The organism is Deltaproteobacteria bacterium, assembly GCA_020845895.1.
In the GTDB taxonomy this organism is placed as follows: Bacteria; Lernaellota; Lernaellaia; order JACKCT01; family JACKCT01; genus JADLEX01.
Genome location: JADLEX010000057.1, coordinates 118,754 through 134,687, shown reverse-complemented (window position 1 = coordinate 134,687; position 15,934 = coordinate 118,754). Strand labels below are relative to the sequence as shown.

Here is a 15,934-nt window from a genome sequence, read left to right as displayed (position 1 = left end):
GCGCGGATTCGTGAAGATCTCGACGGTGTTGCTCCTGATCGGCATTGTGTTTGCCGCTTGTTCGTTCACCGGGAGCGGCACGAGCGAATCCGACGGGGATTCGGACGACTCTGACGACGACCCCGCCTGCGTGGAACTCGTCGGGCAGGCCACCGACACGTGTTTCAATGATCTGACGGCCGTGGAACTGTGTTCGCTGGACGATGTTTCGTGCTGGATCTCCTGTTTTCAGTATGTGAACACCTGCTCCGACTGGCTCGCGTGCATCGACGCCGAATGCGAGATCGACGATGTCGACGCGGGCGAATTCGACGATGACGACGCACCTCCCACTTGCGAAGAGAAACTCGCGGGTGAGGTGGAGGAGTGCTTCGAGGGACTCAGCGCGCCCGACGTCTGCGCGACCGACGACGCCGATTGTTGGGTCGGGTGTTTCGAACACACCAACGACTGCTCGGGCTGGGCGGACTGCGTCGAATCGGTCTGCATCAACGGCGAGGACCCGTGGTGGGAGGACCTGCCGTCGGCCGATGACGACTCCGAAGTCAGCTGCGAGGATGTCGTTTTGGCGTTCGTGAGCGAGTGCCCGGAAGCGGAATTCGAGACCGCGTTCGAAACAGTCTGTGAGGTGAACGACGACCCGGAGTGCCTCGCGTTCTGCTACGACGCGTACGACGACTGCCTCGACATCGCCAATTGCTACGACACCAACGAATGTTGGAGTTGACGGGTCGATGATCCGGGCGGATTCCCCGCCGCTTGATCCGGTTGCCTGGCCGAATTGACGATCGATATACTCCCGCCATGCTGACGCCCGCCCTCGAGGAGAAGCTCGATCTCGTTCCCACGCTGCCAGGCGTGTACCTGTGGAAAGACGCCGACGGCGTGGTCATTTACGTCGGCAAGGCGAAGGTCCTGCGCCATCGCGTTCGCAGCTACCACCAGCAGGCGGACAACAAGGACTTCAAGACACGCATCATGGTTTCGCGCGCGGTCGATCTGGATTGGATCGTCACTGATTCCGAAAAAGCCGCGCTGATCCTCGAAAACACGCTCATCAAGAAATACCGGCCGCGCTTCAATATCCTGCTGCGCGACGACAAAAACTTTCTGTCGATCAAGCTCACCGTGCGTGAACCCTGGCCGCGCCTCTACCTCGTCCGGCGGATCGTGCGCGACGGTTCGGTCTATTTCGGACCCTTCTCCGATGCGGGCGCGGCGCGGGCGACCTTCGGCTTTCTCAACCGCCACTTCCCGTTGCGCGAGTGCTCCGACCGACAATTCGCCTCGCGCACGAGGCCGTGCCTGAATTATCAGATCGGGCGCAGCGCCGGACCGTGCTGCGCCATGGTCACGGCCGAAGCGTACGCGCGCATCGTCCATCAGGTGCGTCTGTTCTTCGACGGCAAAGGCTGGGATCTGGTGCATGAACTGGAGCGCGAGATGGAATCCGCCGCCGAGGACCTGCGTTTCGAGCAGGCGGCGCGGGCGCGCGACCTGGTCGCAGCCATCACGAAAACGCTGGCGAAGCAGCAGGCGGAGACCACGGATCTGGCGGACCGCGACGTCTTCGGGCTCTACCGCGAGGGCGCGAGCGGCGTCGTGCTCGCCAGCTTCACGCGCGGCGGAAAGACGATCGGCCAGCGCGCGTTCGTCTTCACGAATCAGGAGGAAGACGACGACGTGGTGATCGGCCAGGTCGTGCAGGGCTACTACGCGGCGGACAGCCTTGTGCCGCCCGAGGTGATCGTGGCCGGTCGTCTGGGGGAAATGCACGAAGCGGTCGAGGAGTGGCTCACCGATCTTCGCGGGCAGAAGGTGACGTTGCGCGTTCCCCAACGCGGCGACCGGGTGCGCTGGGTGGAACTCGCCGCCGAGAATGCGAAGCAGCAGTTCGAGATCCGGCGAAACCGCCTGGCCGACGCGCGCGAGATTCTGGAGGGGGTGGCGAGGAGTCTCGACCTGCCGCGCGCGCCGATCGTCGTCGAGTGTTTCGACATCAGCAACGTGCAGGGCCAAAACGCCGTCGCGTCGCAGGTGACCTTCGTCGACGGCAAACCCGACAAGAATCGGTACCGGCGTTATCGGATTCGAACCAAGGATACGCCCGACGACTACGCGATGATGCGCGAGGCGTTGGAACGGCGAATCGAGCGAGCGCAAAAGGAAAGCGATTGGCCCGACCTGCTCTTCGTGGACGGCGGGCGGGGTCATCTGGCCGTGGCCGAGACCGTGCTGCGCGATCGCGGCGTGACGCACCTGCCGATCGCGGCGATCACGAAGATTCGCGAGCAGGACCCGAACGACCCCGGCCCCGAGGACAAGGTCTATCTTCCCGGGCGAAAGAACCCCGTGACGTTCCGAAGGGGATCGACCTCGCTCTTTTTCATCCAACGCGTTCGCGACGAAGCCCACCGCTTTGCCATCGAGTACCACCGCAAGTTGCGCGGCAAGAGCCAGGTGAAAAGCGCGCTCGACGCCATCGACGGCGTGGGCAAGTCGCGCAAGAAGACGCTGATCGCGCATTTCGGCTCGGTAAAAAAACTTCGCGCGGCGAGTGCGGACGAAATCGCCGCCGTACCGGGCATCGGTTCCGACCTCGCGGCGCGCATTGTCGCCGCGTTTTCCGTGCCGCCCGATGAACCCGCGTCGGGGATCGACGGATGAAGGAGCTTCGCGGCCGGCCGCTCGTCGCACCGGCGATCGCGTTGGCCATGGGCATCGCAACCGGGTCCGCGCTCGACGTCTTCACCTTGCGTGCCGCCGCCGGGTTGTTCTGCGCGCAAATCCTCTTCCTGATGTTGGTTGCGGGAGTCGACCGGTCGTCGCTGCGTGTGGCGCTGGCCGCGTGCGTCGCGTTCGGCGTGGGCGCCGCAACCGAGAGCCGACTCGAGTTCTCGGCTTCGGCCACGGGCGACGTCACAAATTACGTGGGGCGCGACCGGCGCGACCTCGAAGGGATCGTGTGCGACTCGCCCGAGCGCCGAGAGCTTGGTGCGCGCGCGATCGTTTGTCTGGAACGCATTCACCTTCCGGCGGGCGCTTACGTCCCGGTGAACGGTCGCGTCATGGTGTACGCCCGTGAAGCGGGCGGCGACGTGCGTTACGGCGACCGCGTCCGCTTCGAGTCGCCCCTGCGCCGGGTGCGTTCGCCGGGAAACCCCGGCGCGATGCGCACCGACCGGATCTATCGCGAAGACGGCGTCGGCGCGACCGGCCACGTGCGATCGTTCGCGGCGATGCGCGTCGTCGCGCGCGGACTCGGCAATCCCGCGCGTGATGCGGTCGAGCGCGTCCGGCGTCGCGTGTACGCGCAGCTCGATGCGAACCTTGAAACGCCGCACCGCGAACTGGTGGCGGCCCTGCTCCTCGGCGAGTCGGGGCCGATTCCGAGGCCGGTACGCGATGCCTACCGCGACGCGGGCGTCGCTCACATCCTGGCCGTTTCGGGCATGAACATGACGGCGGTGGCCGGCATGACATTCGTGTTCGTGTTCTGGCTGCTGCGCCGTGTGCCGCGCCTTCCGCTGCACGTCCACGCGGTCAAAGTCGCGGCGGCCTCGAGCATCGTCCCCGTCGTCGCGTACGCCATGCTCGCGGGACTTTCGCACTCCGTCACGCGCGCGGCCATCATGGCCGTGATGTTCCCGCTCGCGTTGCTGACGGATCGCGTACGCGATCTGCTGACGGCCATCGCACTCGCCGCGATTCTGATACTGCTGTGGAAGCCCGACGCGCTTTTCAACGTCGGCTTTCAGCTATCGTTCGTCGCCGTGATGGCCCTGGTGACCGTGATTCCGCCCGCTTACGCTCGCTGGCGAGAGCGTGGCGGAGTGCTCGATCGTCGATTCCCGACGCGGTCGCGTCGGCTCGCGGACGCCCTTGCTCTCGGCGTCATTTCGTCTGCCGCGGCGCTATGGGCGACGGCGCCGATCACCGCGTACCACTTCAACGGGTTTCCTCTTTACGGACTCCTCGCCAACCTGCTCGTCGTCCCCCTGTTCACGCTGGTCATCATGCCGCTCGCATTCGCATCGGTCGCCGCGCTCGCGATTCACGCCTCGATCGCCCACGTGGTCCTGGTCGCCACGGGGTACGCCATCAACGTCGGCTCGCACATGATCCGCGCGTTCGCATCGCTTCCCGGTGCCTACGTGCGCCTCTGCGCGCCGACGACGATCGAAATCGTCGCGTGGTACGCGATCGCGCTGGTCCCGCTTGTGCGCGGCCGCACGGCGAGGTTCGCCGCAGCCGGTCTGATCGTATTGGTCTTCGCCGGGAACGGTGTGCTGATGCGCCTCGTCGACCGCGCGGATGGCGATCTGCGCATTCGCGTCGTCGATGTGGGACAGGGGCTGGCGCAACTCGTTGAGTTCCCCGGGGGCGAAAAGATCCTGATCGACGGCGGCGGGCAGGGCGGACCGACTTTTGATGTCGGGGAGCGCGTGCTCGCGCCGTATCTGTGGAATCGGCGGATTCGCCGCCTCGATCTCGTCGTGGCCACGCACGTCGATGCCGATCACTACGGCGGACTCGAATTCGTGCTTCGTCATTTCGACGTCCGCGAGCTTTGGATCGGCGAAACCGATCTTGAGCCGTTGCCCGAGGGCTGGAAGCGGATGGTTGTCGCGGCCACGGACCGGCACATCCCGATCCGACGCGTGTCGGCGGCCAGTTCGCCGCTCGTCCTTGGGGACTCCGCCGTCGAGGTGTTGTGGCCGCCGGGTGGGGGCGGACCGACCCGTGCGGACGACAACGATCGGTCCCTCGTCATCCGCGTGACGCACGGTGCCAACGCGCTCCTGCTCCCCGCCGATCTCACCGCGCCGATGGAAGAATTGCTCCTCGCCGCGGGGCGCGATGTGCGCTCGGACGTGCTCGTGGTGTCGCATCACGGCGCGGCGAACGGCTCCGGCGAAGCGCTGCTCGCCGCCGCCCGCCCAACGCACGCGATCGTTTCGGCGGGGTACGCGAATCGCCATGGCCATCCGTCGCCCGAGGCGCTGCGTCGCCTGACGGACGTTGGCGCGACGATTTGGCGCACCGACCGCGACGGGCTTGTCACCTGTCGCGGCGATGGAGTAAGTGTGCGTTGCGATGGCACGCGCCCGGCAAGGTGAGCGAAGCGCGCCGCCCGCTTCACCCGTTGACGATCGAATCGAGCACGCATGTCGCCTCCCGAGCCGAGTCCCGACCCCGTCCGCGCCGTACTTCGTGTTCTTCGTCTTTACGGCTTCGAGTTCACGACAGACCTCTCCCGCGAAAACCTGGCGGATTTTGGTCCGGGGCAGCGAAAGGTTCGCGTCGAATTCGATTCCGCGACCATGCGCCTCCGGGGATCGGTTTGGCCGCCGAACGACCCCATGGTGCTGGCCGATCTCGTGGTAATGGGCGCCGACCTGGCGCTGGCGGCCACGGGTTCGCCCGGCGTCGCCACGCTTTTTCCCCTGCGGCCCGAGTCGGCGGATGGCGACGTGGATGAAAGCGAACTCGAGCAGTTCGACGAGACGCGCCGCCACCTCGACGACGTGCATCAGGACCACGAGGTGGATCTGTGTGGGATCGCCGCGAATGCGGCGGGATTGCCGAAGGGAATCGCCCGCATGGAGATCGTTGCGTCCGGCGACCACGGAACCGGCGTCACGATTCGCGTCGAACCCGACCCTGCGACGGGTTCGCTGTCGATGGTCGCCGAAGTCTCCGGAGTCGAAGCGCCGAGCGAGGCATATGACGACGAAGATGGATTGCGCCCGTGGCTGGCGTGGCTGCCGACGGACGGCAAGGGGCGACGCGTCGGATTCCAACTCGCGCGGCGCTTTCGGGCGGACGGCGTCGAGTGCCGCATCGCCGCGGGCGAGGACGATCCGGATGCGTTGCTCGCGTGGGCCGATCGCGGCGGCGCGAGGTGGTCGGTGATGCTCGGCGGAAACGAACTGCTCGGGCGCAGCATCGAGGTCGTGGACTGGGGCGCCGATCGTGGTGATGTCGCGGGTTTCGACGCAGGCCGCATCAAGGCGGTTTTCAAGGATCTGTTCGAAGGCACGCCGATGACCACCGGCGATGTGGATTGAACGACGGGGAGCGATGATGAAAGCGTTACGGCTGCACGCGCACGGGGGATCCGAGAACATCACGATCGACGAGATCGCGGACGCCCCCGCACCGGGTCGGGGGGAAATCCGCATCGCCGTGCGGGCCATGGCGCTCAACCACATGGACATCTGGGTGCGCAACGGCATGCCGGCGATCAAACAATCGTTGCCCTTCGTGATGGGCTGCGATGTGGCGGGCGACGTGACCGACGTCGGCGACGAGGTGGACGATTTCGCGCCGGGCGACCGCGTGATGCTGACCCCGATGATGTTCTGCGGCCGTTGCGCGCAGTGCCAGGCGGGCGAACAGAGCCAATGCAGCAAGTTCCAGATGCGCGGCGAACACGTGGACGGGTTCTTCAGCGAGTACACGATCGTGGGCGCGATGTCGGCGCGCAAGATCGCGCCGCACGTGGGTTACGAGGACGCGGCGGCGTTTTCGCTGACGTTCCTGACCGCGTGGCGCATGCTCATGACGCGCGCCGCCGTGAAGCCCGGCGAGTTTGTGCTGATCCACGGCATCGGCGGTGGCGTATCGGTGAGCGCGCTCGAAATCTGCCGGCGCGTCGGTGCGCGGGCGATCGTCACATCGGGTGAAGACTGGAAGCTGGAACGCGCGCGCGAACTCGGCGCGTTCGGGGGTTTCAACTACAAGACGCAGGACGTGGCGAAAGAGGTCTTCGCCGCGACGGGCAAGGCGGGGGTGGACGTCGTCATCGACTCGGTCGGTGGTTCGACGTGGCCCGTCTCGATCAAGACCGCGCGCATGGGCGGGCGTATCGTCAACTGCGGCGCGACGGCGGGCGGCAATCCGCCGGCCGATCTGACGCGCATTTTTTGGAAGCAGCTCAACGTGCTGGGATCGACGATGGGCAACATGCGCGAGTTCTCCCAGATCGCGCGGTTGCTCGACAGCGGCGATCTGAAGCCCGTGATCGACCGGGAGTATCCGGTGACCCAAATCCGCGCGGCACATGAGCGGCTCGAATCCGCGGGGCAGTTCGGAAAGATCTTGCTGCGTTGGTGACAACTTGCTCCCGACACGACCGGCTTGCCGCGTTCGCGCACTTCGCGTAACAACTCCTTCCATGAATGCAACGCATTGGGCGCGGAGAATCGTCACCCTCTTTTGCGGATTGTCGCTCGCGGGGCTCGCCGCCTGTCGTTCGCACGATACCGCGACGATCGCGGAGCAGGCCGTCACGCCACCGCCGGCCGAAAGCGTAGTCCGGCAAGGATGGCGGTGGACGATGCGTCTCGCGAGCGAGGAGCCTGCGGCGGGGCTGGACGCGACGCGCGGGCGCACGGTCGTGTTCAACTCCCGCCGCATTTCGCTGGATGAAAATCTGACGTTGCGGGCGGAGGATCTCGGCATTCCCGGCGGCGTGCTCGACGCAATGTATCTGGACGAAGAGCGTCTGCTCGTGGTCGGTGCGTCGTGTGGAGAATGCGAAAGCGCGAAACCCGTTTGGATGCTGGTCGATCGTTCGGGCAAGGTCGCGAGCGGCGGCGCGGGCGACGCCTTCCTGAAGTCGGCGGCGCGGGCGCGCGTCGCGAAGGTTTCGGGCGAGTCCGCCGGTGTCGTGTTCGACGACATCTCGGGCGCGGTTCGTTTCGCGATGTGGTCGCGCGCAAAGGGCTGGGGAGATTTCGTCGTCGTCGATACCGGCGCACGCACGGCCAGTCTGGCGATCGATCCCGCAACCGGCGAGCCGTTGATCGCGGGCCTGTGGAACGGGCAGATCGCGGTGTGGTCGCGCGGCGCGGACGGCGTATTCGCCCGCGCGGTGCTGGGCCGTCCGGCCAGAAGCGGCGCGGATTATCCGCCCATCGCGCTCGCGCCGCCCGGAAGGCCCCTGGCCGTCGTCGCGCCCAGCGCCGAGGTCCTCGGCAGCGACGCCCTCTACCTCTACACGAAAAAAGAATCCGGATGGACGGCGAGCAAGATCGCCTTCACGTCGCAGGCTCTCGCCTATGACGTCACGGTCGGCGACGACGGCGCACCGTGGCTCGCGATCCGCGAGGCGACGAACGCCGCACTCTTCGATCTGCGCGACCTGAACGCGTCGCCGCGCGTCGTTTCCGAGGCCGGCGGCAGCGGCCCCATCGCCCTCACCGTCGATGAGGCGGGCCAAGCCGTCATCGCCCTGTGGACGCAGGGCCGGACGGTGCTCATCGCGCGCGAAGCCGGAAACTGATCGAGATGACGGCGGGCGATCGCGCGAGTCGATGGGGAACGCGCGCCGCGCTCGCGATCGCCGCAGCTGGCACGCTCTGGCGCCTCATGCTCGCTCAGGGACCCCTCGACCGGCTCGTCGCCACCTTCGTCGCCGACGATGCTTTCTACTACACGCAGATTGCGCGCAACTGGCTCGCGGGACACGGCCCGACCTTTGACGGCGTCGCCGCGACCAACGGGTTTCATCCGCTCTGGATGTTGGTGAGCGTGGCGGCGCAGATGGTGGCGGGACCGGACCCCGAGGCGGTGCTTCGTGTACTGCTCGCGGTCTCGGCGATTTGCTCGTTCGGGACGATGGCCTTCGTCATTTGGTGGACTTCCCGGCGCATCGCTCCGGATGCACCGATCGCCGCGCCGCTGGCGGCCGCATTTCTCGCGTTCAATCCTTTCGTCGTGGGAACGGATCTGATGGGCGTCGAGGCCCCGCTCGCCGCTTTTTGCGGTCTGCTCGCTCTCACCGCGCACGATGCGTTCACGCGCGCGCCGCGCGCGCGACTCGCCGTCGCGACGGGTGCGGCCTGCGGGCTCGCGTTTCTCGCTCGCACCGACCTCGGACTTCTCGTCCTTCTCATCGGCCTCGACGTCGTGCGCCGCGCGGTGAAACCGACGGGTGACGACGTATCGACCCGGCCTCGAATCACGGGAACGCATTTCCTCGTATTCGCCCTCGTGGCGTTCGCGATGGCCGCCCCGTGGCTCGAATGGAGTCTCGCGCGATTCGGGACGATCTGGCAGGACTCGGGCCGCGTGCTGATGTTGCGCCAACATGCGATCGAAACGGCAACGGGGCAGGGGGGCGCAGCGTACCTGTTCGCCTGCGCCGTGCACGGCGCGCGCGACTACGGCGTGCGCCTAATGGGTGGCCCGGACGAACGATTCACGATCATCACGCTTGTGCACCTCGTGGTCGCGTACATCGTGTTGCGCGCTCGGGGAGTGCGCGCGTCCGGATCGTTCCCCATCATCTACGCGATCTTCGCTGCGGGGATCTGGACCTTCTACATCCTTGTCTTTCGGCAGCAGAAATACTGGTACTTCTCCCCCGTCAACCTCGCGGCGGCACTGCTGCTGGCCCGTTGGTGCGCCACGGCGCGCGCCGCGCTCGCGGAGCGGTCACTTGCGCGGGGAATCGCGTTCGCTTCGGTCGCGGTCGTCATGCTGGGATCCTTCGCGTGGATTTCGCCGGACTTCTATCGCAACGGATTTCACCCCTGGCAGTCGAGCTATCTTCAGGTCGCGAGAGATCTCGCCGATGGCCGCGTGCCGGGCATCGGCGCGGGCGACATGATCGGCGCATTCAACGCGGGAATCCTCGGTGCCTTCGCGCCGAATCGCGTCATCAACCTTGACGGTGTAGTGCACCCCCCTATAATCGCCGCCATGCGTGAAGGGCGTTTCATGAGCTACGCGCGCGGCATCGGCGTCGATGTCCTGATCGACCATCAGGGACTCATCGAGACCTACGCACTCTGGTCGCAAAACGACCCTCCGACGAAATTCGAAATGCTCGCGCGCTATTCCGGCGTCAGCGTCGGCGGCGACTACGTCGTTGCGCGCATCGGGGACGCGAACCCGTGAGCGTCGTGCTGACAATCGCGGGTCTTGGCATGGTCGCCGCGGGGCTCGATCTCGCGCATCGACTTCCCGGGAAAAAGGCCGACATCGCCGCGTGGCTCGCGCCGATCGGCGTGCTCGTGGCGCTTGCCGGCGCAATCGCGTGGGCGGTGCCGGGGTTTTTCGCGTGAATCTCCCCCAGATGCTCGCCAAGCTCTACGGACCCGATCTTGCGTCCGATCCGATGGTGATCGCGCTCGTGACCGGATCGGCGTTCGCGTTCGGAACGTCCATCGGCAGCTTTCTCAACGTGTGTGTTGCGCGCATGCCGATCATGTCGCTCGTGTCGCAGTACAAATCGGGCGACGAGACGGTGCGCAAGGAAATCGTCGAAAGTCTCGACGAGGACCCCGACACGGCGCGCGGGATGATGTCAAAAATGGTCGAAGCGCGCCTCGGCCTCGCGAAGCCGCGCTCGCACTGCCCGACCTGCCAGCAGCCCATCGTCTGGTACGACAACATCCCGCTCGCGTCGTGGATTCTGCTCGGTGCGCGTTGTCGCCATTGCCGAGAGCGCATCAGCCCGGTGTACCCCGCGGTCGAACTGCTCTCGGGTCTCGCGCTCGCGCTCCTCGTGTGGCATTTCGGCCTCGTCGTCGGACCCATCTACTTCGCGATCTACGCGGCGCTGCTTGTGGTGACCGGCGTCGATCTCGCCATCTACGAAATCCCCGACGAGATCGTGCTGCCCGGCATCCCGCTCGGGATCCTCGCGTCATTCGTGCTGCCCGTCAGCCTGCGCGACGCGGCCATCGGCGCGGTGGTCGGCGGCGCGCTGCCCTACGCGATCGCCAAGGGCTACCTGCTCGTCACCAAACGCGAGGGCATGGGCTTCGGCGACGTCAAACTGCTTGCGATGATCGGGGCGTTTTTCGGCTGGCAGGGCGTCGTCGTCGTGCTGCTCGTCGCGTCGGCGGTGGGCTCCGTCGTCGGTCTCGGCTGGATTCTCGCGACACGGCGCGAGGCGCGCACGCTCATCCCCTTCGGGCCGTTCCTCTCGCTCGGCGCGATGGTGTACATGCTGGTCGGACCGCAGCTCGTCGGCTGGTACACCGGCAGCTTCGGCTGACGCGGATACGCCCATGAGCGGCGACCGTCCGCGATCGCTCGTCCGCGTCCTCGGCATCTCGCTCGTCACGCTCCTCGTCGGCGTCGTCGCGCTCGAAATCGCGCTGCGTGCCCGGCAGCCGCGCGTGGTGGAGAAAGAGGGCGGCTTGCCCGACTGGAGCCACGCCTTTTTGCGCGAGACCGAGGGCGGCTGGCGACTGCGGCCCAATGTCGATGTCGTCCTGGAAAACCACCCCGTTTCGAAACGCACGACGCACGTCGTGACCAACTCCTGGGGGATGCGCGGTCCCGAGATTTCCGAGGCGAAGCCGCCGGGCGAGATCCGCGTGCTCGTGCTCGGCGACTCGATCACAATCGGGGACTATCTCGACGACGACGAGGTCTGGACGCGGCGGCTGGAGAAGGAACTCGCACCGCATGCGCCGGGCCACACGATCCGCGTGCTCAACGCGGGTGTCACGGGCATCGGCGTGCGCGAGGAGGTCGCGATTCTGCGCGACGTGGGCATGCGTCTTCTGCCCGATTTGGTGCTCGTCGCGTTCTACCTCAACGACGCGCGCCCGCCGTGGGGGTTCCGGCACGAGCTAACCCATCGCGGCTGGTGGCGACGGCACAGCGCCATCGTGGACGGCGTCTACAAGACGGCCAAGCTGCGCGGCTGGATGAAGCGGTCGGGGTATCAGAAGCTCGGTTGGCTGCGCATGGAAAACACCGTCGACTGGCGCAGCGATCCCGCCGTGTTCGCGCGATTTGCCGAGGCGGCGCGCGTGGACTGGGGCGCGGCGTGGGATGACGCGACGTGGCAGACCGTTGCGAAGGCGTTTGACGAGATCCGCGATCTCGCGGCGCGCGGCGGCTTCGCGGTCGCGCTGACGACCTTTCCCGTCAAGTATCAGGTGTTGGCGACCGCGCCCCACGATGAGCCGCAACGACGCGTCGCCGAGCTTGCCGCCGAGCACGGCTGGCCGGCACTCGACTTGTTGCCGCTCTTTCGCGCGCACGCGGACGAGGACCAGTTCTTCGATCAGTGCCACCCGCGCGAGGCCGCGAACGCGCGCGTCGCAAAGGCCGTGGCCGAGTTTCTGGCGGGGACGCCCGCGTGGGCGACCGTGAGCGGGCCGCGCTGAGGCGGTGAGCGGGCCGCGCTGAGGCGGTGAGCGGGCCGCGCTGAGCTACTGGCCGAGTGCCGAGCCGAGCGCGCCGGCCGCACCCGCGGCCCCGGCCCCGCCTGTCGAGGGAATCGGATTCTTGAGCAGCTCGCCCGGGCGAAAGTAGATCGTCTTCACCTTTTTTTTGTCGCGCTCAATGACGGCGTGCACCGTCTTGACCGTCGGACCGACGTTCGCGCTCACATCCACCGAAAAGTAGCGGGTCTTGGTGGCGACGCGCTGCGCGAGGCGACCGGAAATCGCCGGATCGACGCCCGCGTCCTGCAACTGCTGGCGCAGGTTGCCTTTCTTGAAATACGTATCCTCGCCCTCGCGCTGCGCCACGATCTTCTGGACCAGATCATCGGCGGCCGCCTTGGGATCGAGATAGAGGATCAGCGCCGTCAGCACCTTCTCGTCGATGGTGTTAATGTTGAACTTGTGGTCGGAGTAGATCGTGCACACCTGAGAGAGCTGGCCGTAAACCTCATCGTTCACGCCCGCGATCATGCGCAGTTCCGCCAGCGAGCCGAGCCGTCCGTTCTTGACCTCGATCCCCGAGGGTTGCATCGCGCTGTAGCCGTAGAACTGATCCTCGACCCCGCCCCCGGCAAGCGCCTCCGAGTCCTTGTCGATCCAGTCCACGATCGCGTCGCCGACCTTGGCGTCGAGGTTGAGGAGAATCAGAAGCTGGCGAAAGACTTCGAGATTCCCCTGGTTCACCGTTCCCGCGACCGTGACGAGGTGGTTGAGGTTGAATTTGCCCGATTCGTCCGTGATCTCGACGGAAATGAACTCCGTGTCCGAGAGCGGAATCATCGAATACATCGGGTTGTTCCACTCCTCGTTGATGTGGTCTTCGTCGTTGTCCCGGATGTCCTTGAGCAGCGCGCCCGACGCGACCTGCACGCCGCTCTTGGCCAGAAAAAAGGCGCGCATGCCGTTTTGGATATTCGACGCGATGTAGAAGTCGATGCGCGTGGACTGCGCGAAATCGAGGACGACGATGGTGAGAATCGCCGTCACGAGCAGCACGACGAGCAGCGCCACGCCGCGGCGCGATGCACGACCCACGGAACGTGGAAAACGTCCGCGCGCGAAGGGAACTCGATCGCCGGCGGCGCGCGTGGTCATCCCGCCCCCACCGTCAGGCCGCCGCCCGTGCTGCGTCCCGACCCGCCGGTCGCCTTGCCGGTTCCTCCCGACCCTTCGTCGTCGGTCTTTTCGGCCCCACCCGTTTCATCGTCCGTTTCCTCGTCCTCGGCGTTGAGGTCGATCGTGGACATTTCGAGCTTGGTCTTCGACGTGAAGACGATGGGCGATCCGTCGGGTCCCATGACGGCGAGCGTGACCTCGACCGCGATCGGCACGGCCTGCACCATCTCCTCTGTCTGCTCGACCTGGGTTTCCTCTTCCGATCCGTCGTCCTCGGTCGCCTCGGCGAGGAGTGCGAGCGGGCGCGAATCCCAGTCGTCGCGCCACTCATAGCCGTCGTAATAGCGGATATTGAAAGCGAGCACGTCGTCGAGCAGTTGCAGCTCCTCGCCGCCCGTCTGGTTCTGGTCGTCGAGGGTCGCGTCCTCGCGCCGCCAGAGCTGGAAACGCTGGTCGTCGGGAATCCACGCGACCTTGTACGAGATCTCGCACTGGTCCGACTCGTGCGCCTCGGGGTTGTAGCGAATATGGGAAAAACTCGTGAAATGAATTTCGTCCATCGGCATGGAGCCGACGAGGTGCGAGACGCCGTAAAAGATCGTGTTGCTGCCCTCCTCGCGGAAGACGAAGGCCGAAGCGAGGTCCATCGTGATCTTGTCCATCGCCCAGCGGATCTTGTGGTAGGTCTCGTTGCCGATCTCGACGTACTCCTTCGACTCGATCGTGCGGCCGAACGCCGAATACACGATCGCGAGCACCATGCCCGTGACGGCGACCGCCACGAGCACTTCGAGAAGCGTGAATCCCCGGCGGCTCGCGTGCGTCATTCCTCGTCCTCGCCGCCCGACGTGGTGCCCGAGGTGCCGCCCGATTCGGAACCTCCGCCGTACTGGCCCATCAGCGCGTTCTCGAATGGCGACGCGCCGCCGGAACCCGCCGTAGCCGACGCAAGGTCCTGATCCTCCGATGTTTTGGCGGCGATGATGTCCATGAGCTCGAACACGCGCGGCTCATCGCCGTCCATATAGCTGACGCGCACCGTGACCTCGCGGATGTAATCGAGAAAAATGCTCTCGTTCACCTCGCGCTGCCACACGAAACCGGGATACAGGCCCGGGTAGGTCTGCGTGAAATCGCCCTCCTCGACGCCGATCTCGGGGAAGCCCTCGAGTTCGACCTCGGTCATCAGGTCGCGGGCGAGGTTCGCGGCGATCGACGATTTGCGCGCGCGTTCGGACAACCGAATCGACATGCCGTGGTTCTGCAGCAGAACAACGAGCACCATCGACAAGATCGCCATCGAGACGAGCACCTCGATGAGCGTGAAACCCGCTCGGCCGCGTCGGTGCATCCGACCGATCATGGTGAGCCCCCCTTGCCGAAGGGACCAGTTCCCTGACCGAGATCGACGAAGTCGACGTACCCCTCGCGCAGCTCCACCTCGCCGGTCAGCGGCTGGATGACCATCGTATAGAACTGCTGCGTGCCGTCGACGAGGTGAATGACCGCGCGCTCGGCGTAGCCGGTGGGGAAGAAACTGATGAAGACCGCCTCGCGGTCCATCTTCTGCGTGTTGTGGGGCGTGACGACATCCGCGAAACGTAGTCCCTCGGGCAGTTGCGAGCGTCCCGAAAAGACCTCGTTGGCGTAATCGACGAATTCGCCGTAGTTGCCCGAGGTGACGAGAATCGACGGCCAGTATTCCCCGGTCACCGGGTCGATGTTCAGCCGGATCATCGACTGCTTGATGACCGACTCGTGGAAGCAGAACTTGATGGTTCCGCCGAGCCGTCGCAGCGCGCCCTTGACGTTGGTCTGGAAGACGTCGCCGAATCGGGGAATGACGATGGTGACCATGGCCGCGATGATGATGACGACGACCATGATCTCCAGCAGCGTAAAACCGCGGGATCGCGGAGATCGCGGAGATCGTGGGGAGCGCGTGGGGCGCGGGCCGAACGGCGTCGTCATGGTCAGGTCCGAAAAACGTCCGAACCCGGACCTTCGTCCGGGCTCGAAAGACTCGACATGATACCGCGTCGGCCCGCGTCGTGCGAGGCCGGACGCGCGTCGTGCACGATCAGGGGTGCACGTCGTCCGGGGTGTTCGGCTGCCGGTCGGGACCGCCGGACCACACGGTGTATGAGAATCCATCCGACATGTAGCCGTACGGCATGCCCCACGGATCGACCGGGAGCTGATCGCTGTTCAGGTAGCTGCCCTTGCCCGCGCCGCCGCCGAAACCCGCCTGCTTTGGCTGCACGAGCGCGAGAATGCCGATGTCCGTCGGCGGATAGAAGCCGTTGTCCATCTTGAACAGGTCGAGGCCGCTGCGGATCGACGCCATCTGCGCCTTGGCCGACTCTTCGCGCGCCTGCTCGAGACGGTCGAGCACTTTGACGCCGACCAGACCGGCGATTGTGCCGATGATGATGACGACCACCATGATTTCCAGCAGCGTGAAACCCGAGGCCGAACCGTGCCGGCCCGCGCGCCCCGCCGCCGCGGCGACATGCAGTGCGGTTCCCCGCGTGTGTAACGGTGTTCTCAGCATGAAGAAACGCATCGCGAACCTCCTTACGCACAAAAGCGCGTGGACCCGAGGTTTTCGGGGTTTA

15 protein-coding genes are annotated in these 15,934 nt (G+C 65.9%); 10 read left to right on the top strand and 5 right to left on the bottom strand.

All coding sequences use genetic code 11. From position 1 onward, the window contains the following. The first annotated feature begins 10 nt into the window (after positions 1–10). The 10 genes from IT350_08185 to IT350_08140 all read left to right on the top strand — a co-directional run bounded on the left by IT350_08185 (position 11) and on the right by IT350_08140 (position 12,140). Complete coding sequence (locus tag IT350_08185; GenBank protein MCC6158018.1) at positions 11–727, top strand: hypothetical protein; 717 nt, start codon at positions 11–13, stop codon at positions 725–727. A 77-nt stretch (positions 728–804) separates the two neighbouring features. Next, the gene (gene uvrC / locus IT350_08180; protein MCC6158017.1) at positions 805–2,667 is read left to right on the top strand and encodes an excinuclease ABC subunit UvrC; all 1,863 of its coding nucleotides are present in this window, start codon (positions 805–807) and stop codon (positions 2,665–2,667) included. Next, on the top strand, positions 2,664–5,120 hold the full coding sequence (locus IT350_08175; GenBank protein MCC6158016.1) for a DNA internalization-related competence protein ComEC/Rec2: 2,457 nt from the start codon (positions 2,664–2,666) through the stop codon (positions 5,118–5,120). The genes uvrC and IT350_08175 overlap by 4 nt, the downstream gene beginning before the upstream one ends. A gap of 48 nt (positions 5,121–5,168) precedes the next feature. Next, entirely contained in the window at positions 5,169–6,071 is a 903-nt protein-coding gene (locus tag IT350_08170; protein ID MCC6158015.1) for a hypothetical protein, read from the top strand. Between the two features lie 16 nt (positions 6,072–6,087). Then, positions 6,088–7,119, top strand: a complete 1,032-nt coding sequence (locus tag IT350_08165; GenBank protein MCC6158014.1) for a zinc-binding dehydrogenase — start codon at positions 6,088–6,090, stop codon at positions 7,117–7,119. A gap of 223 nt (positions 7,120–7,342) precedes the next feature. Further along, positions 7,343–8,290, top strand: coding sequence for a hypothetical protein (locus tag IT350_08160; GenBank protein ID MCC6158013.1), 948 nt, complete (start codon positions 7,343–7,345; stop codon positions 8,288–8,290). A gap of 5 nt (positions 8,291–8,295) precedes the next feature. Beyond that, a complete protein-coding gene (locus IT350_08155; protein ID MCC6158012.1) occupies positions 8,296–9,909 on the top strand; it encodes a phospholipid carrier-dependent glycosyltransferase in 1,614 nt (537 codons plus the stop codon). Beyond that, the gene (locus tag IT350_08150; GenBank protein ID MCC6158011.1) at positions 9,906–10,076 is read left to right on the top strand and encodes a hypothetical protein; all 171 of its coding nucleotides are present in this window, start codon (positions 9,906–9,908) and stop codon (positions 10,074–10,076) included. The genes IT350_08155 and IT350_08150 overlap by 4 nt, the downstream gene beginning before the upstream one ends. Continuing rightward, positions 10,073–11,014, top strand: coding sequence for a prepilin peptidase (locus tag IT350_08145; protein MCC6158010.1), 942 nt, complete (start codon positions 10,073–10,075; stop codon positions 11,012–11,014). Before IT350_08150 ends, IT350_08145 begins: the two co-directional genes overlap by 4 nt. A 13-nt stretch (positions 11,015–11,027) precedes the next feature. Continuing rightward, on the top strand, positions 11,028–12,140 hold the full coding sequence (locus IT350_08140; protein ID MCC6158009.1) for a hypothetical protein: 1,113 nt from the start codon (positions 11,028–11,030) through the stop codon (positions 12,138–12,140). Between the two features lie 45 nt (positions 12,141–12,185). On the opposite strand, the gene gspK is transcribed toward IT350_08140, so the two are convergent. The 5 genes from gspK to gspG form a co-directional block, all read right to left on the bottom strand. Then, positions 12,186–13,235: a type II secretion system minor pseudopilin GspK gene (gspK, locus tag IT350_08135; protein MCC6158008.1), complete on the bottom strand. Its 1,050-nt coding sequence runs from the start codon at positions 13,233–13,235 to the stop codon at positions 12,186–12,188. Positions 13,236–13,291: 56 nt separating this feature from the next. After that, positions 13,292–14,143, bottom strand: coding sequence for a prepilin-type N-terminal cleavage/methylation domain-containing protein (locus IT350_08130; GenBank protein ID MCC6158007.1), 852 nt, complete (start codon positions 14,141–14,143; stop codon positions 13,292–13,294). Beyond that, positions 14,140–14,679, bottom strand: coding sequence for a prepilin-type N-terminal cleavage/methylation domain-containing protein (locus IT350_08125; protein MCC6158006.1), 540 nt, complete (start codon positions 14,677–14,679; stop codon positions 14,140–14,142). Before IT350_08125 ends, IT350_08130 begins: the two co-directional genes overlap by 4 nt. Further along, on the bottom strand, positions 14,676–15,200 hold the full coding sequence (locus tag IT350_08120; GenBank protein ID MCC6158005.1) for a hypothetical protein: 525 nt from the start codon (positions 15,198–15,200) through the stop codon (positions 14,676–14,678). Before IT350_08120 ends, IT350_08125 begins: the two co-directional genes overlap by 4 nt. 196 nt (positions 15,201–15,396) lie before the next feature. After that, positions 15,397–15,882 (bottom strand): type II secretion system major pseudopilin GspG, encoded by a 486-nt coding sequence (gene gspG, locus IT350_08115; protein ID MCC6158004.1) that lies wholly within the window; start codon positions 15,880–15,882, stop codon positions 15,397–15,399. Positions 15,883–15,934: the final 52 nt, after the last annotated feature.